Below are 23,749 nucleotides of genomic sequence, written 5' to 3'. Positions count from 1 at the left end.
CCATTCATCAAAATAATAGTCAAAATGCCATGAGTAAAACGGTCAAACATAAAACAGCTGACACGCCGCCCTCTAGACGAATGCCCAATCGTAACGTGCGTCCATTCTTTGAAAAACTGGCAGCGACTATTGATGAGCCTGTCACCGAACTTAATTATGACAGTAATTTTGAGTTACTTATCGCGGTAATTTTGTCCGCACAAGCAACTGATGTCAGTGTCAATATTGCTACCAAGCAATTGTACCCAATAGCTAACACGCCTGAAGCAATACTGGCACTAGGCGAAGACGGTCTAAAATCCTATATCAAAAACATTGGTTTATATAATGCCAAAGCAAAAAACGTCATCAAAACTTGCCGTGATTTGATTGAGAAATTTGATAGCACTGTTCCTGATAACCGCAAAGACTTAGAGTCACTGGCAGGCGTGGGCCGTAAAACTGCCAATGTCGTGTTGAATACGGCCTTTGGCCAGCCGACCATGGCCGTTGACACGCATATCTTCCGCGTGGGCAATCGTACTGGGCTTGCCACTGGCAAAACCGTACTCGTCGTCGAAAAAAAGCTGGTCGAGCGCATCCCAGAAGACTTCATCGTAGACGCCCATCATTACCTTATCTTACACGGCCGCTATACCTGTCAGGCTCGTACACCCAAATGCGGCGCCTGTCCTGTTTATGAAGAATGCATGTTCAAAGATAAAGCTGCATTTTTAGAGTTGTAACGTATTGTTCATTTTAAGCAGATACTGCTGCTAGCTAATCACTCAGCTAAATAAATCGCTATCCAGTAACCACCTTTGATTGCAATGAATTGCTTGTTGAGCATTTCTTATAGTAGAGCAAGTGTTGCTCACTAGAGTTTTATAACGTTTCAAGGTAGAATAACCCTATTTTGCGTTAAGAGATTTTGGCTATTACTCTGCTTCTGATAAGGCAATCTGCACATTAGCGTTGTCTATTAGGGCAAGTAATGACCCAACTCGTTACCGACAAGACCATATTAGAGCGAGGCAGTATCATTTTATATATTGATTGAATGATAGTCAGCTCACCCTTTGGTCATATTTATTAGCAAAGATTTTAGTCAAAACCGATTTTAAATTGAGAAATACCGATTATCTGCCGCGTAAATGCGTGGTCAAAATTAATTAGAGCAGCACCCAGATGTGCTGCTTTTCCTACCCTTATTGATTCAATTAAGCGATCCCATTATGCGTGAATACAACTTATTTACCTCAGAATCTGTGAGCGAAGGCCATCCTGACAAAATGGCTGACCAAATCTCAGATGCTATCCTTGACGCTATCTTACGTGAAGACCTGCACGCACGTGTGGCATGCGAAACCTTAGTAAAAACAGGCGCAGTCATACTTGCAGGTGAAATCACTACAACGGCAAATATCGATTTAGAGCGTCTGGTTCGTGACACTGTAAATGGCATTGGCTATCATCATTCAGATTTAGGCTTTGATGGCGAGACTTGTGCAGTCATCAACATGCTAGGCAAGCAATCTCCTGAAATCGCCCAAGGCGTCGATCGTAGCGACCCTGAAGAGCAAGGTGCAGGCGACCAAGGTTTAATGTTTGGTTATGCCAGTAATGAAACCGAAGTCCTGATGCCAGCGCCTATCGAGTATGCTCATCGTTTGATGGAGCGTCAGTCGGAGCTGCGCCGTGCAGGCGAGTTGCCATGGTTGCGTCCAGATGCCAAAGCGCAGGTAACCTTGAAGTATGACGGCAATCGCCCTGTCGCCATCGATGCTGTTGTATTATCAACACAGCATGATCCAAGCATCTCGCAGTCAGACCTACAAGAAGCCGTGATGGAATCTATCATCAAGCAAGTGCTCCCAGCTGACTTGTTGCACGCTGGCACACGCTATCATATCAATCCAACTGGCAAATTTGTGATTGGCGGTCCTGTCGGTGATGCTGGTCTGACTGGTCGTAAAATTATCGTTGATACTTACGGCGGTATGGCACGTCATGGTGGCGGTGCGTTCAGTGGTAAAGATCCTTCAAAAGTGGATCGCAGTGCTGCTTACGCGGTACGTTATGTGGCCAAAAACATCGTAGCAGCAGGTCTTGCTGAGCGCTGTGAAGTACAAGTCAGCTATGCAATTGGTGTCGCTGAGCCGACTTCTATCTCTGTCAATACCTTTGGTACTAGCAAAATCAGCAACGATGAGATCATTCGCTTGATTCGTACTCACTTTGACCTACGCCCTTACGGCATTACCCGTATGTTGAACTTACTACAGCCAATGTATCAGCAGACCGCTACCTTTGGACACTTTGGTCGTCCAGGCTCAGAGACTGCCTTTACGTGGGAAAAAACAGACAAAGCTGATATCTTAAAAGCAGACGCTGGTTTATAAGAGTCATTACTTTAAAACGTTTGCCAACCATTTTTATATACTAAAAACTACTGACACTTATTATTAGGAGTTGCTTATGTCTCAAGACAATATTCAAGACCAAAACGCTGATGCTAACATCGAAATTACCCCTGAAATGCAGGCATTCTATCAACGTGCTGACGCTATCATCGGTATCGCCAACAGCCAGCTAGGTCCTGAAGCACATTCAGGTCAAGTAGGTGCTTCTTTATTGTATGCTGCAGCACGCTATAGCGCGTCAGTTGCCTCTATCGGCTTCGTCAAAGGTGATGATTTCGCTAAAGAAAAAGACGATATCGTCGAGTTTTATGTCAAACAGTATCGCCAAATGCTAAGCGATAATTTAACTGATTATGCTCAAAACTTTGACAAGTATGTGCAGCTAAACCAAGATGACAAACCAGCTGAATAAGCGAATGTCGTCAGTCTAGATGTCTTTCATTTAGACATGCTGTCGTAGTATCAATATTTGATGGCAGAAAACAAAACCCCAAGCTTAATTGAGCTTGGGGTTTTTTGTATGGTGTTTAAGTGGATAGCTATTGATAAATGAGCTACCATAAATACTTAAGCGTTTAGCCTCAATAGGCAAATCCATCAGCGATAACAGGACGCTATCGAATATTATTAATAAGGACATTTCTTATGAAACAAACTCTATCCAATTGTCGATTTTCCAAAATTAATCAATCTTCGTTCAAACCATCATCACTTATATTGATATTAGTTCTAGCTTTGACGGGCTGTAGCTCTATGTCTGATGTAGGCACGTCTGGTCAAACACCTACCCCATCCAGCCCTGATATCAGTCAGCAGTTTGAAGATGCTCTTACTCAATGTCCACCCGCTAATCCTGCCAACAATATCTGTACGGCACAATATGAACCCGTCTGTGTAAAGACGAAAGTTGGATCAGTTGTTAGCTACCGAACGGCTAGTAATGCCTGCTCAGCCTGTAATATCCCTGAAGCCGTTAGTTACACAAAAGGCGAATGTAGCTAATCTATAAAATGGTTGTATCGAGATCTACTGTACTGAAATCTGCTGTATTAAAAATATTGAACATCCATAAAAATACCCAGCCTATATAAGCTGGGTATTTTTGTAGCTAAGAAATAAAATCTAAAGTTTAAGCATCTTTCTCAAGTGCTGGTGGGCCTTTTAGTAACTCTTCATCACGGAATTCATTGGCCGAGTTGTGCTCTGCCGACTCTTCTGTGGTGAACCATTGCTGATTACGATACAGTATCAAACGATCTCGACTGAGACCGCGCAATAGAGCATACATCATCACGACGATCACAATAGCAAAAGGAAATCCTGAGACAATCGATGCCGCTTGTAGTGCACTCAAACCACCTGCTGCCAATAATACAGCAGCGATAACACCTTCAGAACCTGCCCAAAATAAGCGCTGGATCTTTGGTGGATTGGTATCACCACCTGATGTCAGCATGTCGATGACAAAACTGGCTGAATCCGATGAGGTAACAAACCATAGGACAATCATCACCACGATGAGCAAGTTGACCGCACCCGTTAATGGGTAAGACTCCATCAATTTAAAGATAGCGCTACCTGTATCGGCTTTGACCGCTTCGATCAGACCTGGGCTAACTATGTTAGGGTCTGCTGCTGCCACCAACTCCATATTTACTGCAGAACCACCAAAAGCAGTAAACCACAAGAAAAGTATCGTGATAGGAATTAATAGTACCCCTAATATAAACTCACGGATGGTACGGCCACGAGAGATACGTGCAACAAATACCCCAACAAATGGTGACCAACTGATCCACCATGCCCAATAGAAAATCGTCCAAGAAGCTTGCCAGTTTTCTTCGCCTCTATAAGACTCTGTCCATAGACCTAACGGCACGATTTGGTGCAAATAATTACCGATGTTTTCTACGAAGCTATTAAAAATAAACTGCGTAGGCCCAAAGATAATCACAAAACTTAGCAATATCACAGTGAACAATATATTGGTATCACTTAGACGCTTGATGCCTTTATCCAATCCCATAAACAGAGATAACCCTGCTAGCATGGTGATAAGGCCAATCAAAATAATCTGCACCGTAATATTATTGGGTATACCAAATAACGTCTCAAGGCCTGAGTTAATCTGTAAGACGCCAAGACCTAACGTGGTCACTACCCCAAACATCGTACCAAATACGGCAAGCGTATCTACCGTATGTCCCCAACCGCCGTAGATCTTTTTACCCAATATTGGGTAAAGTGTCGAACGGATAGCCAATGGCAGACCTACTCGATAATGAAAATAAGCAAGCGATAGCGCGACCATGCCATATAGCGCCCATACATGTAGACCATAATGTAGGAACGAGATGTTCATCGCTTGCTTAGCAGCGGCAACTGTCTCCGCCTCGCCTAATGGTGGTGCCATGAAGTGATACAGCGGTTCAGCGGTGCCCCAATAAAGCAGCCCAATACCGATACCGGCTGAAAACAACATGCCAATCCACGAAACCATATTGTACTCTGGTCTTTCATTCTGATGACCGAGTCTGATATCGCCGTAGCGGCTAAATATCATATATATACTCATGACCAATGTTAAATTGACCACGACAATAAAGAACCAGCCGAAGCGCAAAGAGACAAATGCTTTTGCTTGGTTAAATACTACTTCTGCTTGTTCGTTGAATAAAGCGCCAAAAATAATGAACGCCAGTATCAAGATTGCTGAAGTCAAAAATACAGGTTTACTTACCCGCGGAAAAGGGCCTAATCGGCCAACTTTTACATGATCCATAGGTATATCCCCAAAAAAGTGCGTAACCATACCAAGGTATGAACGAATTATCAAATATAACACCTTGTAAATACTACCGAATGTATAGAAATGGTAGTAACATTTCGGTAATAATTTTCAACAATCCGAATTTGTCCTGAATAAATTTAAGTATCTTCACCCAATAAAGAAGCCCCAACTTAAAAATAAATTGGGGCTTCTTCTTTTAAAAGCTTGAGTAGCTGTCTTACTTTTACCTGCTTTTAGTCACCTTTAACAATCTTGGGTGGCCCTTTTAGTAGATGCTCATCAGCAAATTCATCTGCCGAGTTGTGATCTGCTGACTCTTCAGTAATATAGTGCTGCTGCGCTCTATATAGTATCAGTCGATCGCGACTCAAACCACGCAGTAGCGCATACATCATGGCAAATATAACCAAGGCAAATGGTAATCCTGCTACGATAGCGGCTGCCTGTAACGCGCTCAATCCACCAGCAGCTAACAAAACAGCAGCAATAACGCCTTCAGTGCTTGCCCAAAATAAACGTTGAATCTTTGGCGGATTGGTATCACCACCTGCGGTCAGCATATCAATGACAAAACTTGCTGAATCTGATGAGGTCACAAACCACAATACAATCATAATCACAATCATGAATGTGATGGGTTGCGCCAATGGATAGTACTCAACCAATTTAAAAATGGCACTACCAAAATCTGTTTGTACCGCCTCGACCAGTCCAGGACTAACCAACGCTGGATCAATAGCAGCGAGCAGCTCCATATGGATAGCAACACCGCCGAAAGTTGAAAACCAAAAGAACAATATGGTCATAGGGATAAGTGATACCCCAAGTACGAACTCTCTAATCGTACGGCCACGGCTGATACGAGCAATAAACACGCCGACAAATGGTGCCCAACTTACCCACCATGCCCAATAAAATATCGTCCATGCTGACTGCCAGTTTGCCTCACCTTCATAAGACTCCCCCCACAGACCTAATGGCACAACCACTGAAAGATAGTTGCCGATATTTTCTAGGAAGCTATCAAAAATGAAAAGCGTCGGCCCTAAGACGACCATAAAACCAAGCAGAATAGCCGTTAGACCAATGTTCACATCGCTTAGACGCTTGATGCCCTTATCCAAGCCCATCATGACAGAACATGCGGCTAAAACAGTAACAAAAGCAATCAGAGCGATTTGTATTGTGAGAGTATTAGGAATACCAAATAACTTCTCAAGCCCTGAGTTAATTTGCATCACTCCAAGACCGAGTGACGTCACCACACCAAACATCGTACCGAATACGGCTAAGATATCAACGGCATGACCCCACGAGCCATATATCTTTTTACCCAATATGGGATAAAGGGTTGAGCGAATCGATAGTGGTAAGCCACGGCGAAAATGGAAATAGGCTAAAGATAGCGCTACAATCGCGTACAATGCCCAAGCATGTAAGCCCCAATGTAAGAAGGTAATATTCATCGCCTGCTTGGCGGCTTCTATCGTTTCTTTTTCACCAAGTGGCGGTGCCATAAAGTGATATAAGGGCTCTGCTGTACCCCAGTAGACAAGTCCAATACCGATACCAGCAGAGAACAGCATACCGATCCACGAAAATAGACTGTACTGTGGTGTCTCAGTTTGAGCACCAAGGCGAATATCGCCATAACGACTCATAGACAAATAAACACAAAGTCCTAAGGCCACATTAACGAGAATAATGAAAAACCAACCAAATTTATCGGTAATAAAGCCTTGTAAAAAACTGAACAACGTACCGGCAGATTCAGTAAAAAAAACGCCAAGAATAATAAATGTAATAATAAGTAATGCTGAAGTTAAAAAAACAGGTTTACTTACCCGCGGGAAAGGGCCTAACCTGCCAACTTTTACATGATCCATAGGTATATCCCCAAAAAAAGCGTAATCATACTAAGGTATGAACGAATCACTAAATATAACACCATGTAAATACTGCCGAATGTATAGAAATCGTAGTAACATTGCAGCAATAAACTTTCGACAAACTGAATTTTCCTGAATAAATTTAAATATCTTTACCCAATAAAAAGCCCCAATTTAAAAATAAATTGGGGCTTCTTCTATCGAAATCTTAAATAGCTGTCTTGATGCTATCTACTTCTTAGTCACCTTTAACAATCTTAGGTGGCCCTTTTAGCAGATGCTCATCGACGAACTCATTCGCTGAGTTATGGTCTGCTGATTCATCTGTAATAAAGCCTTGCTGCGCTCTGTATAGAATCAGACGATCACGACTCAAACCACGCAGTAGCGCATACATCATGACAAAGACTACTAAGGCAAACGGTAGTCCTGCTACGATAGCTGCTGCCTGCAGAGCAGACAGTCCACCAGCCGCTAGCAAAATAGCAGCGATAACACCTTCTGTCGTCGCCCAAAATAAGCGTTGGATTTTCGGTGGGTTGGTATCGCCACCAGCAGTCAACATATCGATAACAAAGCTAGCAGAATCTGATGAGGTCACAAACCATAGCATAATCATGACGACAATCAGTAGCGTAATTGGTTTTGCCAATGGGTAGTATTCAACCAGTTTAAAGATGGCGCTACCAGAATCCGCTTGTACTGCTTCAACCAATCCTGGACTAACACCTGACACAGCAGAAGCAAGCTCCATATGAACAGCAACGCCGCCAAAGGTGGTAAACCAGAAGAACAAAATCAGCATTGGGATCAGTAGTACACCAAGCGTAAACTCACGAATAGTACGGCCACGAGAGATACGGGCAATAAAGATACCAACGAATGGTGCCCAACTTACCCACCATGCCCAGTAAAATATCGTCCAACTACTTTGCCAATCTGTACCGCTATAAGACTCACCCCATGTACCTAGAGGTACAATCACAGTCAGATAGTTGCCGATGTTTTCGATAAAGCTATCAAAGATAAATAGCGTTGGTCCTAAGATGACCATAAACGCTAATAAGACGATAGTGAAACCAATATTGATATCACTTAAACGCTTAATACCTTTATCCAAACCCATCAAGACTGAAGCTGCCGCTAGCGCTGTGATGAAAGCGATTAAGCCAAACTGTACGGTAAGACTGTTAGGCGTACCAAACAGCTTTTCGAGTCCAGAGTTGATCTGCATAACCCCAAGTCCAAGCGAGGTAACCACACCAAACATCGTACCAAACACAGCCAAGATATCGACCGTGTGTCCCCAACGACCATAGATCTTTTTACCAAGTAAAGGATACAAAGTAGATCGAATCGATAATGGTAGGCCGCGACGGAAATGGAAGTACGCTAAAGATAGCGCTACAATCGTATAAATCGCCCAAGCGTGTAGACCCCAATGCATAAATGAGATATTCATCGCTTGCTTGGCGGCTTCTACTGTCTCTGCATCGCCCATTGGTGGTGCCATAAAGTGATACAACGGCTCTGCTGTACCCCAATAAACTAGACCAATACCAATACCTGCAGAAAATAGCATACCAATCCAAGAGAACAGATTGTACTGCGGTCGTTCTGTTTGGTTGCCTAGTCGAATGTCACCATAGCGACTCATTGCCAAGTAAATACAAAGCGCGAGCGCGGTATTAACTAGAATAATGAATAGCCAACCAAACTTATCGGTAATAAAATTTTGTAAAAAACTAAAAACAGCCCCTGCTGTTTCGGTGAAAAACGCACCGAAAATAATAAAGCCAACAATCAGCAGTGATGATGTAATAAACACAGGTTTACTTACCCGCGGAAAAGGTCCTAATCTGCCTACTTTTACTTCTTCCATGTGCAAGTCTCAAATTTCAAGGAACGTTACCTTAACAAAATAGGTCTTAACTATCAATCTATTACAAAATAAAACTTGATAAAACTATTGATTTACTCTAGCAGAATTGGATAGTTTTATTAAAATAATTAAATATACAGGTAGGTAAATACGTCCTTAATTTGATGCTGTTTCAATATTGTTTCGATGTTATTTAGGCAATAATCTGAGTAATTGTGCATCATTACCATCTTCAAGTGTCCACACTTGCCCGTCCACTGCTAGCACACTGCGTACACGCTCACCCATGTCATAACGGTAACGCTCAGCTGTGGTATTGTCGTCGTTTATGCCCACTACGATAAGCGCTTTAGATGACAAGCCACTGATAAGTGCATTACCCTGCCAGCTAGGAAAGTCATTATGAGTACCAGCCGCATAAATGCTCATAGCAGATGGTGATATGACAGGTGTCCAAGTAATTTTGGGTGCCGCAAACTCTGGCTTTGTATCATGGTCAGGAATATCTAGACCTGAATAATTGCGTCCATTTGATACCACTGGCCAGCCATAATTGTTACCCTTCTCAATAATATTAAATTCATCCCCGCCCTTTGGTCCCATTTCGTGCGCCCAAAGCTGTCCACTATCATCAAATGCCATACCAAGCACATTGCGATGTCCGATGGTCCAAAATTGTTTGGCCAACTCATTATCAGTAAACGGATTGTCTGTCGGGGTGTTACCATCAGGATTTAACCGTATTATCTTACCCAGATTGCCATTCATGTCTTGTGCTGGGTCTTTGTCTTGACGCTCGCCTGAGCTGATATATAGATAGCGGCCATCGGGCGAAAACAGCAGGCGATGACTATAATGTCCCTGCCCTGTGACTTTCGGAGACTGTTGCCAGATAGGCGTGATATCTTGCAACGTAGGTGTGGCTGTCTCTAATCCTGAGAGTGTCGCTTTGATAACTTTAGCACCGAATTTATTGCTATCACTTCCTGTTCCTGCTTCTGCGTAGCTAAGATAGACGGTATTGGACGTCGCAAAATCTGGCGACACGATGATGTCTCCTAAGCCGCCTTGACCACCGTAAGCGACTGTAGGCACACCTTCGATTTTGGTCTTATTACCCGTCGCTGTATCTACGATAAATAGCTCACCTGTTTTTTGTGTTACTAGTAATTTTGGCGCTTTGCTATCTGTAATGGGTAACGCTGTCATAGCCCAAGGCTCATCAAAGGTAGCGATTGCTTTGGTAGTAAAGTCAGGCTTGCTAGTATCTGTTTGTGTGGTGCTTTTTGTGGCGGTTTGAGTATCGCTATCTGAAGTGGAAACTTCTTTAGACTCTGTTGCAGTGCTTTTATTGTTGCTAGAACTTACTGTAGAAGGATTGGAGCACGCGGCGGTGCTAAACAGCAATGCTGCAATGATTAGCGGTGAAGTTAAAGGTATATTTATACGTTCAATATGGGCGGTCATCGGTCTGTTTCTCCATTTAGTTGATACTGATACTATTAGTCTTTGATTTAGTTATAGCATAGTCCTGAGACTTAAGAGATATTGAAATGGTAAAAGAACAGTAACGTAAAACGCTCCTTATAAATAAAAACCCCTTACCTACGATTGTAGATAAGGGGTTTATTTTAAACGTACAGTTGGGTCATAAAGACATCAAAGCCAATACGATTAGCTCATTCTAAGCTTATCAAAAGTTAGCTTGTCATCAGTGCCTACGTCGACTTTGATAATATCACCAGCGACAAAGTCACCTGCTAATAGTTTCAATGACAATGGGTTTTCGATCTCTTGTTGAATGGCACGCTTTAAAGGACGAGCACCATAAACAGGGTCATAACCCACAGCAACCAATTTATTCATCGCATCTGCTGACAGCTCAATATCCATCTCACGCTCTTGGATACGCTGACGTAATCGATCCAGTTGAATATCCGCAATACCTGCCATCTGCGACATACCAAGCGGATGGAAGACTACGATTTCATCAATACGGTTGACGAACTCTGGACGGAAATGCTGCCCAACAGAATCCATTACTTCCGCTTTGATATCCTCGTAGCTTTCGCCAACCATCTCTTGAATTTTATGCGAACCCAAGTTACTGGTCATGATGATCACAGTGTTTTTGAAATCTACCACGCGACCTTGCGAATCGGTTAAGCGGCCATCGTCCAATACTTGCAGCAAGATGTTGAACACATCAGGATGCGCCTTCTCTACTTCATCGAACAATATGACGCTGTATGGCTTACGGCGTACTGCTTCAGTCAATGTACCACCTTCTTCATAACCGACATAACCTGGAGGCGCGCCTACCAAACGGCTGACACTGTGTTTTTCCATATACTCACTCATGTCGATACGTACAATCGCATCTTCAGAGTCAAACAAGAAGTTTGCTAGTGATTTGGTCAGCTCGGTCTTACCGACACCCGTAGGTCCTAAGAATAAAAACGAACCAGATGGACGATTGGGATCAGATAAGCCTGCACGGCTACGACGTACCGCATTGGCCACCGATTCGACCGCTTCGTTTTGACCAATGACACGCTCATGGAGCTTTTCTTCCATTGCGATCATCTTGTCACGCTCGCCTTGCATCATTTTACTGACTGGAATACCCGTCGCTGCCGCCACCACTTCGGCGATTTCGTTGTCTGTCACCTTATTACGTAGCAATTTCACACCGCTACCTTCACCTGTCTGCTCTTTTTGCTCAGCCAAGTCAGACTCATGAATACGTCGTTCTAACTGCGGAATGGTTTCGTATTGCAGCTTACTCATGGTCTCATAGTCGCCTTCGCGGCTGGCTTTGTCATACGCGATACGGGCTTTATCTAGCTCGTCTTTTAGCTGTTGACTGCCTTTGACCAGTGCTTTCTCTGCCTGCCAAACCTCGTTGAGATCAGCATACTCTTTTTCCAATTCCGCTATTTGCGCATCGAGCACTTTACGCTCGGCTTGCGCGCCAGCATCTTCTTCATTTTTGAGTACTTCACGCTGCATTTTTAACTGAATCAAGCGGCTATCGAGCTTACCTAGTGATTCAGGCTTGCTATCCATCTCCATGCGCAGACGACTGGCCGCTTCGTCAATTAAATCAATCGCTTTATCTGGTAGCTTACGATCAGTAATATAGCGATGACTCATGCGCGCAGCAGCGATAATGGCACTATCTTGAATATCGACGCCGTGATGTAGCTCGTAACGCTCTTTTAGACCCCGTAATATCGCAATGGTATCTTCGACCGTTGGCTCATCGACCAGCACTTTTTGGAAACGACGCTCAAGCGCTGCATCTTTTTCGATGTACTTGCGGTATTCATCAAGCGTCGTCGCTCCGACACAATGTAGCTCACCACGTGCCAATGCAGGTTTTAGCATATTACCCGCATCCATTGCGCCTTCAGATTTACCTGCACCTACCATCGTATGCAGCTCATCGATGAACAGAATGACATTGCCTTCTTGCTTGGCCAAGTCGCTCAATACGCTTTTGAGGCGCTCTTCGAACTCACCGCGGAATTTTGCCCCAGCGATAAGCGCACCTAAATCCAATGACAGCACTTCTTTACGGCGCAGTCCTTCTGGTACATCACCATTGATGATTTTTTGTGCCAAACCTTCGACGATAGCCGTTTTACCAACGCCCGGCTCACCGATGAGTACAGGGTTGTTTTTGGTACGGCGCGATAGTACCTGAATGGTACGGCGAATCTCTTCGTCACGGCCAATGACTGGATCTAGCTTGCCAAGCTCTGCTTGTTCAGTCAGGTTGATCGTGTACTTGTTGAGCGCATCACGCTGATCTTCTGCGTTTTGGTTATTCACCGTATCATCGCCGCGTAATTGCTCAATCACCACTTTTAGTTTGCTTGCCGTCACGCCAGCACTTTCAAATATCTTTTTGGTTTCGCCCTGCTCAGCGAGTGCTAACATCACCCATTCCGTCGCGATAAAATCATCGCCTTCTTTTTGCGCCTGACGATCTGCCAAATTCAAGATTTTAACCGAGTTTGGGTTAAGATTGACGTCACCTGTCGGCTCCGAAATGGTCGCTTGATTATCTAATGCTTTTGCAACGCCATTTTTTAGCGCTGGGATAGAAGCACCTGCTTGTTGGCAGATGGATAAATTAGACTCATCTTGTAACAACACGGCAAGCAAATGCACAGGATCAATGCCTGTATGATCGCGACCTAATGCTAGGCTTTGTGCTTCTTGAATGGCGGACTGCAGTTTTTGAGTAAACTTCTCAAATCTCATGTCTATATCCTTTTATAATTGGTATTCTCAGTAGCACCTCTAAGGATTATCTTAGTCTAGTGCCCACTGTTATCTGTCACTTATATAAGGTATATATACACCTATTTCAAGATGATTGCCAAATAAAACCTTACTTAAAGCAATGATATTTATTATTAATGATATTTAAATTAGCTATTAATATCAGTTAAAGATAGTTAGTAGATAAATTATGCCATTTTATCAATGAAAATTAAAAATAAATTTCCATTGAATAAGGTAATAAATAATGCACCTACTTAGTATAAATTAGATAACAATCCGACTATTCTACTCCACGATTTCGATAGGAATACCAAGTGTCACCGCTGCCATAATTTCATCCATCTCGTCATTGGTAACCGCGATACAACCATCTGTCCAATCACGTCGTTGATTAAACAATGCCAAATATCCAAAGCCATTCATTTGCCCATGAATCATGATATCACCACCCGGATTAACCCCCAATGACTGCGCTCGCGCCTTGTCCTCATCATTGGGGTAGCTAATATGGATAGAGCGATGGGCAATAGAGTTCTCGTTTTTATAATCTAAGGTATAAACCCCAACTGGCGTACGCTGGTCGCCTTCTTGTTGCTTATGACCTGTTGGATTGCCCCCTAGCGCAATACGATACGACCTAATAACTTTACTATTGCTCATCAATTTTAAGATACGGTCTGATTTATCGACAAAGACTCTATCAATGACTGTAGAAGGAGGAATGGGGTTTTCGGGTTTTGAGGTGCTTTTGACATAAGCAATAGCGCTAATGCTGACAATGGCAGCAAGACTAAGGCCAATGATAATGGGCAACCAAGGCGTACGCTGCTCATTTGATGAGTAATATTTTTTATAAAAAAATGGCATAAGCTCTGATTCCTATAATTAATTTTTTGTCATTAATCATATGTATCAAAGCACTATGCCAGATTCTGTAGATACGTTTTGTGCAAAAGTGATGAATCACTCACTAGACTTTTACGCCATGCGAATCGCACCATCTAAGCGAATGACTTCACCATTTAGGTAAGCATTATCGATGATATGAGTGACCAGTTTGGCAAACTCATTGGGAGCGCCTAAACGTTTAGGATATGGCACACCTGCCTCTAACTGCTCGCGTGCCTTGTCAGGAATACTGTCCATCATTGGCGTGGCAAAGACACCTGGTGCGATGGTCATAACACGTATACCATGACGTGCCAGCTCGCGAGCAAGTGGCAAGGTCAGACCAACCACGCCTGCCTTGGACGATGAATAGCTGGCCTGCCCTACTTGTCCGTCAAAGGCTGCGATAGAGGCTGTATTAATGATAATGCCTTGATCTACATTCTTCTCTACATGGTCACCTGCACTGCTGTCATTCGTTATGCGCTTGGCAATGCTAGCAGCAACCAAACGAGCGACGTTAAATGAACCAACCAGATTGATATTGACCCCACGGCTAAATGCCTCAAGGTCTGCCGGATTGTTATCACGATCTAGCAGTTTTTGTACCACTACGATACCAGCACAATTGATCGAACCTTGTAGGCCACCGAAAGCTGACTCTGCCATTTCGACCGCTGATTGTACTTCATCGCCATTAGTTATATCACAGCGTACAAAGCGCGCACTATCACCTAGCTCAGCGACTAGTGCTTGCCCTGCTGATTCATTTAAATCAGCGATAACGACGTTACCGCCTTGACCTACAATCGCACGAGCCACTGACTCTCCCAAACCTGATGCACCGCCTGTGACCAAAAAGCTATTTTCTTTAACTTGCATGATTATTCCTCTAAATTTTTGCTTTTTATTAGATATTTTTCTATTAAATTTATGGACGCTTTACCAACTCACTTATGCAGCAGACAGACTACGCAGCAAAAAGCGTTGAATCTTACCACTTGGCGTTTTCGGCAGTTCTGTCACAAACTCGACCTCACGTGGATAAGCATGAGTGGATAGACGTTTACGTACCAGCTCTTGGATTTCTTTAGCGATTTGCTCACTGCCTTCGATGCCATCTTTTAGCACCACGTAAGACTTAATAGTGTGACCGCGCACTTCATCTGGCACGCCTACTGCCGCAGATTCTGCCACTGCTTCATGCTCTAATACGGTATTTTCGACATCAGTAGGCCCTACGCGGTAACCTGCGGTAATAATGATGTCATCATCACGGCCTGAGAACCAGTAACTGCCGTCACTATGACGCTCGACCACGTCGCCTGTCAGATAGTAATCATCTACAAAGGCTTGTTTTTCATTCCAGCTATAACCGCGGAAATAAAACGCAGGTGATTGACTGACGACGACTGCTAGCTGCCCTTGTTCGCCATCCGGTAGCACATTCATATCATCATCTAGTACGACTAGTGTATGACCTGGGAGCGCCATACCCATCGAGCCAACAGGACACTCATGCGCCAGTGCATGATGTGCACAGCAAGTCATGCCAGTCTCTGTTTGACCATATTGGTCTTTGACTTGGCACGCCAGATAGGTTTCGACCCAGTTGACCACTTCGGTATTCAGCGTCTCTCCTGCCGAGTTGGCGCAGCGTAAAGACAGCTTGGCATTGGTATCGTTATGAGCGCCTTCATCAACATTGTCGAAAATGCCGCTAGACTTCATCATTCGAAATGCGGTTGGTGAAGAGGCCAAATTGGTAATCTGATGACGTACCATAAATTCACGGGTATGGGTCGCGTCAAATCCTGCTTCATTAAAATAAGTGGTGATGCCCAGTAACAGAGGCCCTGTGATGGCATAGTACAAGCCATACGCCCAGCCTGGATCCGCCATGTTCCAATATTGATCATCTTCGCGTAGGTCGATGGCATAACGCATATATAGGTAAAAAGCAGGTAACGCAGCCAATGGAACGCTGACGCCTTTTGATTTACCAACCGTACCTGAGGTAAACATTTGCAAGAATGGCGCATCTGTATCGAGCATCACTGGTTCTATCGTTTGCGACTGTGCTGCCATAGACTGGATATAATGATCGTCACCCCACGTCTGAGCATCCTCAGTACTACCGACCAACACCATTTTGGTTTGCTCAGCCAAATCTTCAAACTTGCTGCGATTTTCTAAGTTAGTAAAAACGACTTTGGTATCGGCTTTGTCCATCCGATATTTGATTGAGTCATAACCAAAAGCAGTAAATAGCGGCTGATATACCGCGCCGATGCGCCATGTTGCCAACACAACGGTAAGAAGCTCTGGCGTACGCGGTAGCATCGTCGCTACTTTGTCTCCCGCTTTTACCCCATACGACTGTAGCAGGTTAGCGATTTGAGCACTCGCTTTATCAAGCTCACCAAAACTCATGCGCGTTATATTGCCCATGGTATCTTCATGTACTAACGCAGCATTGTCAGCGCGGCCATCACGTACATGTCGACCACAGCAAGCCATATAAGCATTTAAACGATCGTCCACCTGCTCGCCAAATATTTCTGACAGCAGTGTATCCATATCAAAATTATTATAATAATCGCTATAGTTTTTTGGTGTGACGGTAGTATCTGTATCAATATTCGTCGGAGTTTGAGAGGTGGTGTTCATAAGCTAATCCTTTAGCAATAGCAAGTAACTGGTAAAATTGTATTTATGATTGAAAAAACGGTCACATCCTATAGACCGTTTCATAGGTTCGTATTTATCATGCTCTATTAGTAACGCATTTTTACGTTTATTTCAATACATAACGTATCATTTTTATTTTATAGAAATGGAGATAATCTATAACTAATTATCATTAATTCGCTATAAGTTCGCGAAGACACCCACAATAGCCAAAGTACTGCCACATATTTTCAATTTCCTATTAAAGAACTAACACCTCAATATTATTATCTAAAACCTCACACTTAAACATCAGCTCTTAAAAACCCTAACAATGCTTTTTCTTCGCAGCTTTGGTATTTTTTGGTTCGACCACGGCGCGCTTGTTTGTAAGTTTCAAAAAACTGCCCTGCCAAAAAACGCTCAATGACAATGGGATGAATATAAGAGGCACGGCATACGGTCGGCGTGTTGCCTAGCTCTGCTGCCACACTTTTTACCATATCAGTGACTAATTGCTGTCGCTCAGCGCTTTCTGGCGCACTGGCTAGTATGCTAGCGCCTGCAGACGTTTGTAGTTCGTCATAAAGGTAGCTTGCTGCGAGTACACTTGCCATCCATGTACGAAAATCTTTTGCGCTGTATAGCTTACTTTCGCAGTCCATGTCGCACGTATGCATCCGTAAGTAGTCATTGATATCACTACTGTCAACGACTTGCTTATGTCCGTTGTCATCTAAATATTTGAATATTTGATAGCCTGGTAGTTCAGAGCAGGCCTGCACGATGTCAATCAATCGCTCATCTTGCAGCTCAATATGATGCTCTTTCGCACTTTTTCCGACGAAATCAAACGCCAGTCCATTATCCGTTTCACTGACATGTTTACTGCGTAGCGTACTTAGACCATAGCTTTTATTTTGTTTGGCGTAGCGGCTGTTACCAATACGAATCAAAGTGGTCTCTAGCAATTTAACAACGGCAGCGAGTACGTTGGTGCGTGATAAGGACTTTGCTTCCAAATCTATCTCCACCTGCGCGCGTAGATTGGGCAATGCCTCTGCAAATCCTATCATCGCATCAAACTTTGCTTGGTCACGGATATTGTTCCATGAAGGATGATACAGATACTGTTTACGTGATTTTTCGTCTCGCCCTGTTGATTGCAGATGGCCTCTTTCGTCTTGGCATATCCAAACTTCTGACCACATGGGCGGTATCACCAATGCATCAAAACGCTGACGCAGTGCTTTGTCTTTGACCGTGTTACCCGTTGCATCACGATAAGTGAAGCCGCGACCCCAACGTCTACGCTCGTAGCCTGGCTCATTATCACTCACATAACGCAAATTGGCACGGCGTGCGAGATGCTCGTAATCATGACGCACGTCTTTGGTCATTGTTTGCTGGCTTGCCTTTACTGTTGCCTTTGTCATAAACCTGTATGCCTTTAAGAGTTCATGGTTTTAGCATAATTAATGACGGTAGTTTTTGCTGTTTATTTGGCACAGACAAAGTGTAATGCTGTGTAAAATAAAGCAGTGATAAAAATAGCGATACGGGTTCTAAATGCTGTATTTTTGAGGCATAATTCAGCACTACTCACGACTTAAGTTTATAAAAAATGAACCATTCACCTGTGAAAATAAAGGCACTCGCCCTCGCCGATCATGATCTTTGGGCGCACTTATGGCAAAACTATCTGACATTTTATGAGACCAATTTGCCATCAAGCACGACGGAGACGACATGGCGCAATCTGCTTGATGATGACGTCTCTGTTTATGGATTTGGGGCGTGGAGGGATGGTGTTTTGGTAGGCATTACCCATGTGGTACTGCATCCCAACACATGGAATACTAACGCGTGTTGTTACTTAGAAGATTTATACGTCGCGGATAATGTCCGTGGTCAAGGTGTGGGACGTGCATTGATTGAACATGTATACTCCTTTGCTAAGGACAAAGACTGTAACCGCGTCTACTGGACGACGCAAGACAGCAACATCGCCGCTCGTAAACTCTATGATGCCATTGCCACTCAGACAGATATGGTTCAGTACCGTAAGGACCTATGAAAGGTAAGCTAGAGAATGAAATGCCCACAAAAAACGCCAAGCATAAAATACTTGGCGTTTTTCGTTTTGATACTACTATAACTTATAAGTCGTTATTTACCGTATACACATAAGTAAGCGGTTTCGACATCTACTTTTACCTGAAACTTTTCGTTAGCTTCCACCGTAAACTGCTCGCCAGCGTTAAACGTTTGCCACTCATCACTCTCTGGTAGCTTAACCGTCAATGCACCGCTCACCACACTCATGGTTTCGAATTCACTAGTGCCAAACTCATACTCACCAACTTCCATGACGCCGACAGTCGCAGGCTTGGTAGCCGTTTGAAAAGCAATAGAAGTCACTTTATCATCAAAATAATTATTAACGCTTGGCATAATTTTCCTTAATTAAATGTTAGTTGCTATTTTAATTAGTTACTATTTTAAAACGGTTGCTTGTTTAAAACGGCTGCTTACAATCCAGCTTTTAAACTCGCTTCGATAAACTGATCGAGGTCACCATCTAGCACAGCACCAGTGTTAAAGGTCTCAACACCCGTACGCAAGTCTTTGATACGTGAGTCATCAAGTACGTATGAGCGAATTTGACTGCCCCAGCCGACATCAGACTTACCATCTTCAACCGCTTGCTGTGATTCCATGCGCTTTTGCATTTCCAGCTCATAGAGCTTAGCACGTAGCATCTTCATCGCAGTGGCTTTGTTACCATGTTGACTACGCTCATTCTGACAGGTCACTACCACGCCCGACGGCTCATGGGTAATACGTACCGCAGAATCTGTTGTGTTTACGTGCTGACCACCCGCCCCAGATGAACGATAGGTATCGATACGCAAATCCGCTGGATTGATATCAATCTCGACATTATCGTCAATCTCAGGTGACACAAACACCGCAGCAAACGACGTATGACGACCATTATTACTATCAAATGGTGATTTACGTACCAAACGGTGAACGCCAATCTCGGTGCGCAACCAACCAAATGCATAGTCGCCTTTGATCTCAATCGTTGCCGACTTGATACCAGCCACGCTACCTGACGACACTTCAATCACATCTACTTTAAAACCATGTGCTTCTGCCCAGCGTGTGTACATGCGTAGTAGCATTTCAGCCCAATCTTGCGCTTCAGTACCGCCACTGCCTGACTGAATATCCAAGTAGCAATTGTTTGGATCCATCTCACCGCTAAACATTCGGCGGAATTCTAAATCAGCAACACGTTTCTCAGCGCTATCTAGCTCGCTCTGCACATCAGCTAGCAATGACTCGTCTTCTGCTTCGACTGCCAACTCTAGCATGGCAGACGCGTCTTCTAGTGTCGTCTCAAGAGAAACCACCACATCGATGACACCATCAAGGTGACTTTTTTCTTTATTAATCTTGGTCGCGCGCTCTGGATCGTTCCATAGCTCGGGGTTTTCTAATTCCAAATTGACTTCTTCTAAGCGTTCTTGCTTACCATCGAAGTCAAAGATACCTCCGCAAATCCTGCCCGCGCTCTGATAAATCTTTAATTTGCTCTTGATACGGATTGATTTCCATAAATATTCCTATTTTTCTAATAAAATAAATAACGAATGTGGCGCTATTTTAAATGAGATTGATACTAAATGGTTCGTTAATTATCGCTGATGCCAATGTTGCTACTATTACTGGATTAAATAATCTAGATCGACCAATCTTCTACTGCCCAGCGATGTGCCAAAGCATGCGCATGTAACGCATCATCAGGTGATACGCAAACGGCCACATCAGCCCATTCGAGCAATGGAATATCATTTTTAGAATCTGAATACGCATATGTTTTTTCAAAGGTAACCCCAGCCAACTGCTGCTTATTCACCCATTTGTCTAGATGGTATATCTTACCTTCTTTAAAATTGGGTTTGTCTGCTAACTTACCTGTATAGCGATTGTCTTTTATCTCGAGCGGTGTTGATAACACATTGGCGGCTTCTATACCGAAACGTTTGGCAATGGCAGAGACCACAAAATCATTGGTCGCAGAAATAATCACCACATCGTGCCCTTGCTCAATGTGCTGACATAATGCTTCCATCGCTTTTGGGCGAATATGTGGCTCGATTTCGCTTTTGATATAGTCTTCTCTTAGCTCATCAAGTCTATCAAGCGGCAGACTGCTTAAAAACTGCGCGACGAATTCATTGTACTCTGTCGCGTCTAACGTACCTTCAATATAGTCATTATAAAATTTCTGATTGGCAGTGCGGTACTGCGCCTCATCGACAAGGTCATGCTTTACGATATACTCACCCCAGAGATAATCACTATCGACATCAAGTAACGTATGATCTAAATCAAATAATGCCAGTTGTTTTTGTTGTGTTTGTGCTTGATTTGCCTGCATGATGAGACCTTATCGTTGGTTGCGAAAAAATATGAATCGTTTAATAAAATTGGGTACAGTTATCTACTAAAGCTGAGCACATCACTTAAATAGCATGTAAACGAAATAAGCCTGTACCTTGTAATCTATCCCTTTAGAATTGCTTAGACTATTTACCTTTAGTCAGGCATCGCTATTTCTGTTAAGCCTGTTTTAAATTTCTGACAACGCTCAGCATAATGTAGCGCTGACATTTTTAGCATGGCTGCTTGCTCATCTGTTAGCGTCTTGACCACTTTTGCAGGCGCGCCCATCACTAGCGAGTTATCTGGAATAACCTGACCTTCAGTAATCAAGGCTTTCGCCCCTATCAGACAGTTTTTACCAATTTTGACATTATTGAGCACCACTGCACCAATGCCAATCAGGCTGTTATCACCGACTTCACAGCCATGTAACATAGCCAGATGACCGATAGTCACGTAGTTACCGATTTTCACCTCAATACCTGCATCAGTATGAATCACACTGTTTTCTTGGACATTACTATAGTCACCGATATGGATACGATCGTTGTCACCGCGTATCACTGCACCGAACCAAATATTGGCTTGATGGCCTAAATATACATCGCCCATCACTTGCGCTGAGTCTGCTACCCAACCGTTGAACGGTGCGGCAAACTCAGGGGTTTTGTCTAAATACTGATAAATCATAACGACTCCTTGTCATCTTCATTATTGTTATAACAAACGATCATAAAAATTGGGTCTAGGGCTGCGCCGCTGTCCATTGTGGCAAAGCCAACTGCGAAAATCCAGCGCTATTAATACACGCTAGATGTTGATTTTGATAAAAGAGAAAGGAGTCAGTGTCTGCTTAGGCTATTTTATAAAGTCAATATCTTTATAAAGACCTCATTATTAGCCATGAAATGACTATTAATCCAGTAAATCGGCTAGCTATAACCGTCTATTTTGTATATAATACGCAAAATCTGTGCCTAAGCGAGCGGACATGATGCAAGTTACCTATTCACTATCTAGTGGGTTTTGTAGTTTTCATCAATAATGTCTTCTCGCTTTTTTGTGGAAAATTTTTGTGTATCGCCCTTTTATTGCTTCGGTTTGACACCTGTCAAATGCCGTAAATAAAAGGATACGGAGCAATTTTAGTCCAACAAAACATGATGGCACTCACCAATAACAGCGGAGGCAATCCTTGAATTCATCGGCAGAAATACAAGCAATTTTGGCACTAGCAGACGGTACAATCTTTCGCGGTGTCAGTATCGGCAGCCTAGGTCATCGTATTGGTGAAGTGGTATTTAACACAGCCATGACAGGGTATCAAGAAATCCTAACCGATCCAAGTTATGCCCGCCAGCTGGTGACTTTGACTTACCCTCACATCGGTAATACAGGCACCAACGCTGAAGATACAGAATCCGGCAATGGCCATAAAGTATGGGCAGACGGTCTTATCATTCGTGATGCGACCATGGCAACCTCTAACTTCCGTAACTCAGAGTCACTCAGCGACTATTTACAGCGTAATGAGACAGTGGCTATCGCTGAAATTGATACGCGTCAGCTAACACGTCTATTACGTGATAAAGGTGCACAGAACGGCTGTATCATGACTCCCTCAAACGGCGAGACGATCAGCAGCGACGATGAGCAAAAAGCGATTGAGTTAGCAAAAGGTTTTGCAGGTCTAAAGGGCATGGACTTGGCAAAAGAATGCTGTACTAAAGAGAACTTCGAGTGGACAGCAGGCACTTGGGATCTGTCAGACACCCTACTCAACCGTGATATCCCTGGTAGTCATGATAGCGGTACTGGCGGCTTCTTTAAACAACTCGGCACTCATATCGATTCTAAATACAACGTCGTCGCTTATGACTTCGGTAGCAAAACCAACATCTTACGCATGCTCGTCGACCGCGGTTGTCACGTAACGGTTGTACCAGCACAGACCCCTATCGCTGATGTGCTAGCAATGAACCCAGATGGCATCTTCTTATCAAACGGCCCTGGTGATCCTGCAGCTTGTGATTACGCTATCGATGCGGTACGTCACATCATTGAGCAAACTGATGTGCCAACGTTTGGCATCTGCTTAGGCCATCAGCTGATTGGTTTGGCTAGCGGTGCAAATACTATCAAGATGAAAACTGGCCATCATGGTGCCAACCATCCAGTACAAGATTTGGCGACTGGCACGGTTATGATTACCAGTCAGAACCATGGCTTCGCGGTTGATGAAGACACGCTACCTGACAACGTTAAATCTACTCATCGCTCATTATTTGATGGTACTAACCAAGGTATCGAGCTGACCAACAAGCCAGTCTTTAGCTTCCAAGGTCACCCAGAAGCCAGCCCTGGTCCACATGACTGCGCGCCATTATTTGATAAGTTTGCGGATATGATGGAACAGTCTAAAACTGCCCAAGCGTAAACGGTTGATTATAACTACATAATAAGTAAACGCTTG

General features: G+C 43.6%; 19 protein-coding genes. 6 read left to right on the top strand and 13 right to left on the bottom strand.

Annotated features, from left to right (window positions below; genetic code table 11):
• Positions 1-29: 29 nt before the first annotated feature.
• The 4 genes from nth to ACI2IW_RS04215 all read left to right on the top strand — a co-directional run bounded on the left by nth (position 30) and on the right by ACI2IW_RS04215 (position 3,404).
• Entirely contained in the window at positions 30-725 is a 696-nt protein-coding gene (nth, locus tag ACI2IW_RS04230) for an endonuclease III (protein WP_404692751.1), read from the top strand.
• A 489-nt stretch (positions 726-1,214) separates the two neighbouring features.
• Positions 1,215-2,381 carry a methionine adenosyltransferase gene (gene metK, locus ACI2IW_RS04225; RefSeq protein ID WP_057760687.1) on the top strand — a complete coding sequence of 389 codons (1,167 nt, stop codon included), beginning with the start codon at positions 1,215-1,217 and terminating at the stop codon, positions 2,379-2,381.
• A gap of 76 nt (positions 2,382-2,457) precedes the next feature.
• Positions 2,458-2,814: a DUF3144 domain-containing protein gene (locus ACI2IW_RS04220; protein ID WP_102078350.1), complete on the top strand. Its 357-nt coding sequence runs from the start codon at positions 2,458-2,460 to the stop codon at positions 2,812-2,814.
• A gap of 341 nt (positions 2,815-3,155) precedes the next feature.
• Positions 3,156-3,404 (top strand): hypothetical protein, encoded by a 249-nt coding sequence (locus ACI2IW_RS04215; protein WP_404692750.1) that lies wholly within the window; start codon positions 3,156-3,158, stop codon positions 3,402-3,404.
• Between the two features lie 127 nt (positions 3,405-3,531).
• Here ACI2IW_RS04215 and ACI2IW_RS04210 read toward each other — a convergent pair whose 3' ends face one another.
• From ACI2IW_RS04210 to ACI2IW_RS04170, 9 genes are all read right to left on the bottom strand, one after another.
• Complete coding sequence (locus ACI2IW_RS04210) at positions 3,532-5,184, bottom strand: BCCT family transporter (RefSeq protein ID WP_404692749.1); 1,653 nt, start codon at positions 5,182-5,184, stop codon at positions 3,532-3,534.
• Positions 5,185-5,426: 242 nt separating this feature from the next.
• Complete coding sequence (locus ACI2IW_RS04205; protein WP_404692748.1) at positions 5,427-7,079, bottom strand: BCCT family transporter; 1,653 nt, start codon at positions 7,077-7,079, stop codon at positions 5,427-5,429.
• 241 nt (positions 7,080-7,320) lie between these two features.
• Positions 7,321-8,964 carry a BCCT family transporter gene (locus tag ACI2IW_RS04200; RefSeq protein WP_191113839.1) on the bottom strand — a complete coding sequence of 548 codons (1,644 nt, stop codon included), beginning with the start codon at positions 8,962-8,964 and terminating at the stop codon, positions 7,321-7,323.
• Between the two features lie 189 nt (positions 8,965-9,153).
• The gene (locus tag ACI2IW_RS04195) at positions 9,154-10,431 is read right to left on the bottom strand and encodes a PQQ-dependent sugar dehydrogenase (RefSeq protein WP_404692747.1); all 1,278 of its coding nucleotides are present in this window, start codon (positions 10,429-10,431) and stop codon (positions 9,154-9,156) included.
• 207 nt (positions 10,432-10,638) lie between these two features.
• On the bottom strand, positions 10,639-13,236 hold the full coding sequence (gene clpB / locus ACI2IW_RS04190; protein WP_404692746.1) for an ATP-dependent chaperone ClpB: 2,598 nt from the start codon (positions 13,234-13,236) through the stop codon (positions 10,639-10,641).
• 309 nt (positions 13,237-13,545) lie between these two features.
• The gene (locus ACI2IW_RS04185) at positions 13,546-14,127 is read right to left on the bottom strand and encodes a murein L,D-transpeptidase family protein (RefSeq protein ID WP_404692745.1); all 582 of its coding nucleotides are present in this window, start codon (positions 14,125-14,127) and stop codon (positions 13,546-13,548) included.
• Between the two features lie 111 nt (positions 14,128-14,238).
• Positions 14,239-15,030, bottom strand: coding sequence for an SDR family NAD(P)-dependent oxidoreductase (locus ACI2IW_RS04180; RefSeq protein WP_404692744.1), 792 nt, complete (start codon positions 15,028-15,030; stop codon positions 14,239-14,241).
• A gap of 72 nt (positions 15,031-15,102) precedes the next feature.
• The gene (locus ACI2IW_RS04175) at positions 15,103-16,818 is read right to left on the bottom strand and encodes an AMP-binding protein (protein WP_404692743.1); all 1,716 of its coding nucleotides are present in this window, start codon (positions 16,816-16,818) and stop codon (positions 15,103-15,105) included.
• Positions 16,819-17,123: 305 nt separating this feature from the next.
• Positions 17,124-18,254, bottom strand: coding sequence for a DNA topoisomerase IB (locus tag ACI2IW_RS04170; RefSeq protein ID WP_404692742.1), 1,131 nt, complete (start codon positions 18,252-18,254; stop codon positions 17,124-17,126).
• 188 nt (positions 18,255-18,442) lie between these two features.
• Between ACI2IW_RS04170 and ACI2IW_RS04165 the strand changes: the two genes are divergently transcribed.
• Positions 18,443-18,895, top strand: coding sequence for a GNAT family N-acetyltransferase (locus ACI2IW_RS04165; protein ID WP_404692741.1), 453 nt, complete (start codon positions 18,443-18,445; stop codon positions 18,893-18,895).
• A 92-nt stretch (positions 18,896-18,987) separates the two neighbouring features.
• Here the strand turns inward: ACI2IW_RS04165 and ACI2IW_RS04160 are convergent, their stop codons facing one another.
• The 4 genes from ACI2IW_RS04160 to ACI2IW_RS04145 form a co-directional block, all read right to left on the bottom strand.
• Positions 18,988-19,272 (bottom strand): pyrimidine/purine nucleoside phosphorylase, encoded by a 285-nt coding sequence (locus ACI2IW_RS04160; RefSeq protein ID WP_404692740.1) that lies wholly within the window; start codon positions 19,270-19,272, stop codon positions 18,988-18,990.
• A 77-nt stretch (positions 19,273-19,349) separates the two neighbouring features.
• A protein-coding gene (prfB, locus tag ACI2IW_RS04155; RefSeq protein WP_102078362.1) for a peptide chain release factor 2 occupies positions 19,350-20,445 on the bottom strand; the annotation gives its coding sequence in 2 pieces (ribosomal slippage) (positions 19,350-20,372 and positions 20,374-20,445; 1,095 coding nt in all).
• Positions 20,446-20,569: 124 nt separating this feature from the next.
• Complete coding sequence (locus ACI2IW_RS04150) at positions 20,570-21,271, bottom strand: HAD family hydrolase (RefSeq protein ID WP_404692739.1); 702 nt, start codon at positions 21,269-21,271, stop codon at positions 20,570-20,572.
• 158 nt (positions 21,272-21,429) lie between these two features.
• Positions 21,430-21,966, bottom strand: coding sequence for a gamma carbonic anhydrase family protein (locus ACI2IW_RS04145; RefSeq protein ID WP_102091164.1), 537 nt, complete (start codon positions 21,964-21,966; stop codon positions 21,430-21,432).
• 505 nt (positions 21,967-22,471) lie between these two features.
• Between ACI2IW_RS04145 and carA the strand changes: the two genes are divergently transcribed.
• Positions 22,472-23,713 carry a glutamine-hydrolyzing carbamoyl-phosphate synthase small subunit gene (carA, locus tag ACI2IW_RS04140; RefSeq protein WP_404692738.1) on the top strand — a complete coding sequence of 414 codons (1,242 nt, stop codon included), beginning with the start codon at positions 22,472-22,474 and terminating at the stop codon, positions 23,711-23,713.
• The last annotated feature ends 36 nt before the right edge of the window (positions 23,714-23,749 follow it).

It is taken from the genome of Psychrobacter sp. NPDC078501 (genome assembly GCF_044900935.1).
Taxonomy (GTDB): Bacteria; Pseudomonadota; Gammaproteobacteria; order Pseudomonadales; family Moraxellaceae; genus Psychrobacter.
This window is presented reverse-complemented; position numbering and strand designations above follow the sequence as displayed.

Bases quoted from the DNA above. Each gene is read 5' to 3' on its own strand.
- nth (WP_404692751.1), top strand. From the start codon at position 30: ATGAGTAAAACGGTCAAACATAAAACAGCTGACACGCCGCCCTCTAGA.
- metK (WP_057760687.1), top strand. From the start codon at position 1,215: ATGCGTGAATACAACTTATTTACCTCAGAATCTGTGAGCGAAGGCCAT.
- ACI2IW_RS04220 (WP_102078350.1), top strand. From the start codon at position 2,458: ATGTCTCAAGACAATATTCAAGACCAAAACGCTGATGCTAACATCGAA.
- ACI2IW_RS04215 (WP_404692750.1), top strand. From the start codon at position 3,156: ATGTCTGATGTAGGCACGTCTGGTCAAACACCTACCCCATCCAGCCCT.
- ACI2IW_RS04210 (WP_404692749.1), bottom strand. From the start codon at position 5,184: ATGGATCATGTAAAAGTTGGCCGATTAGGCCCTTTTCCGCGGGTAAGT.
- ACI2IW_RS04205 (WP_404692748.1), bottom strand. From the start codon at position 7,079: ATGGATCATGTAAAAGTTGGCAGGTTAGGCCCTTTCCCGCGGGTAAGT.
- ACI2IW_RS04200 (WP_191113839.1), bottom strand. From the start codon at position 8,964: ATGGAAGAAGTAAAAGTAGGCAGATTAGGACCTTTTCCGCGGGTAAGT.
- ACI2IW_RS04195 (WP_404692747.1), bottom strand. From the start codon at position 10,431: ATGACCGCCCATATTGAACGTATAAATATACCTTTAACTTCACCGCTA.
- clpB (WP_404692746.1), bottom strand. From the start codon at position 13,236: ATGAGATTTGAGAAGTTTACTCAAAAACTGCAGTCCGCCATTCAAGAA.
- ACI2IW_RS04185 (WP_404692745.1), bottom strand. From the start codon at position 14,127: ATGCCATTTTTTTATAAAAAATATTACTCATCAAATGAGCAGCGTACG.
- ACI2IW_RS04180 (WP_404692744.1), bottom strand. From the start codon at position 15,030: ATGCAAGTTAAAGAAAATAGCTTTTTGGTCACAGGCGGTGCATCAGGT.
- ACI2IW_RS04175 (WP_404692743.1), bottom strand. From the start codon at position 16,818: ATGAACACCACCTCTCAAACTCCGACGAATATTGATACAGATACTACC.
- ACI2IW_RS04170 (WP_404692742.1), bottom strand. From the start codon at position 18,254: ATGACAAAGGCAACAGTAAAGGCAAGCCAGCAAACAATGACCAAAGAC.
- ACI2IW_RS04165 (WP_404692741.1), top strand. From the start codon at position 18,443: ATGAACCATTCACCTGTGAAAATAAAGGCACTCGCCCTCGCCGATCAT.
- ACI2IW_RS04160 (WP_404692740.1), bottom strand. From the start codon at position 19,272: ATGCCAAGCGTTAATAATTATTTTGATGATAAAGTGACTTCTATTGCT.
- ACI2IW_RS04150 (WP_404692739.1), bottom strand. From the start codon at position 21,271: ATGCAGGCAAATCAAGCACAAACACAACAAAAACAACTGGCATTATTT.
- ACI2IW_RS04145 (WP_102091164.1), bottom strand. From the start codon at position 21,966: ATGATTTATCAGTATTTAGACAAAACCCCTGAGTTTGCCGCACCGTTC.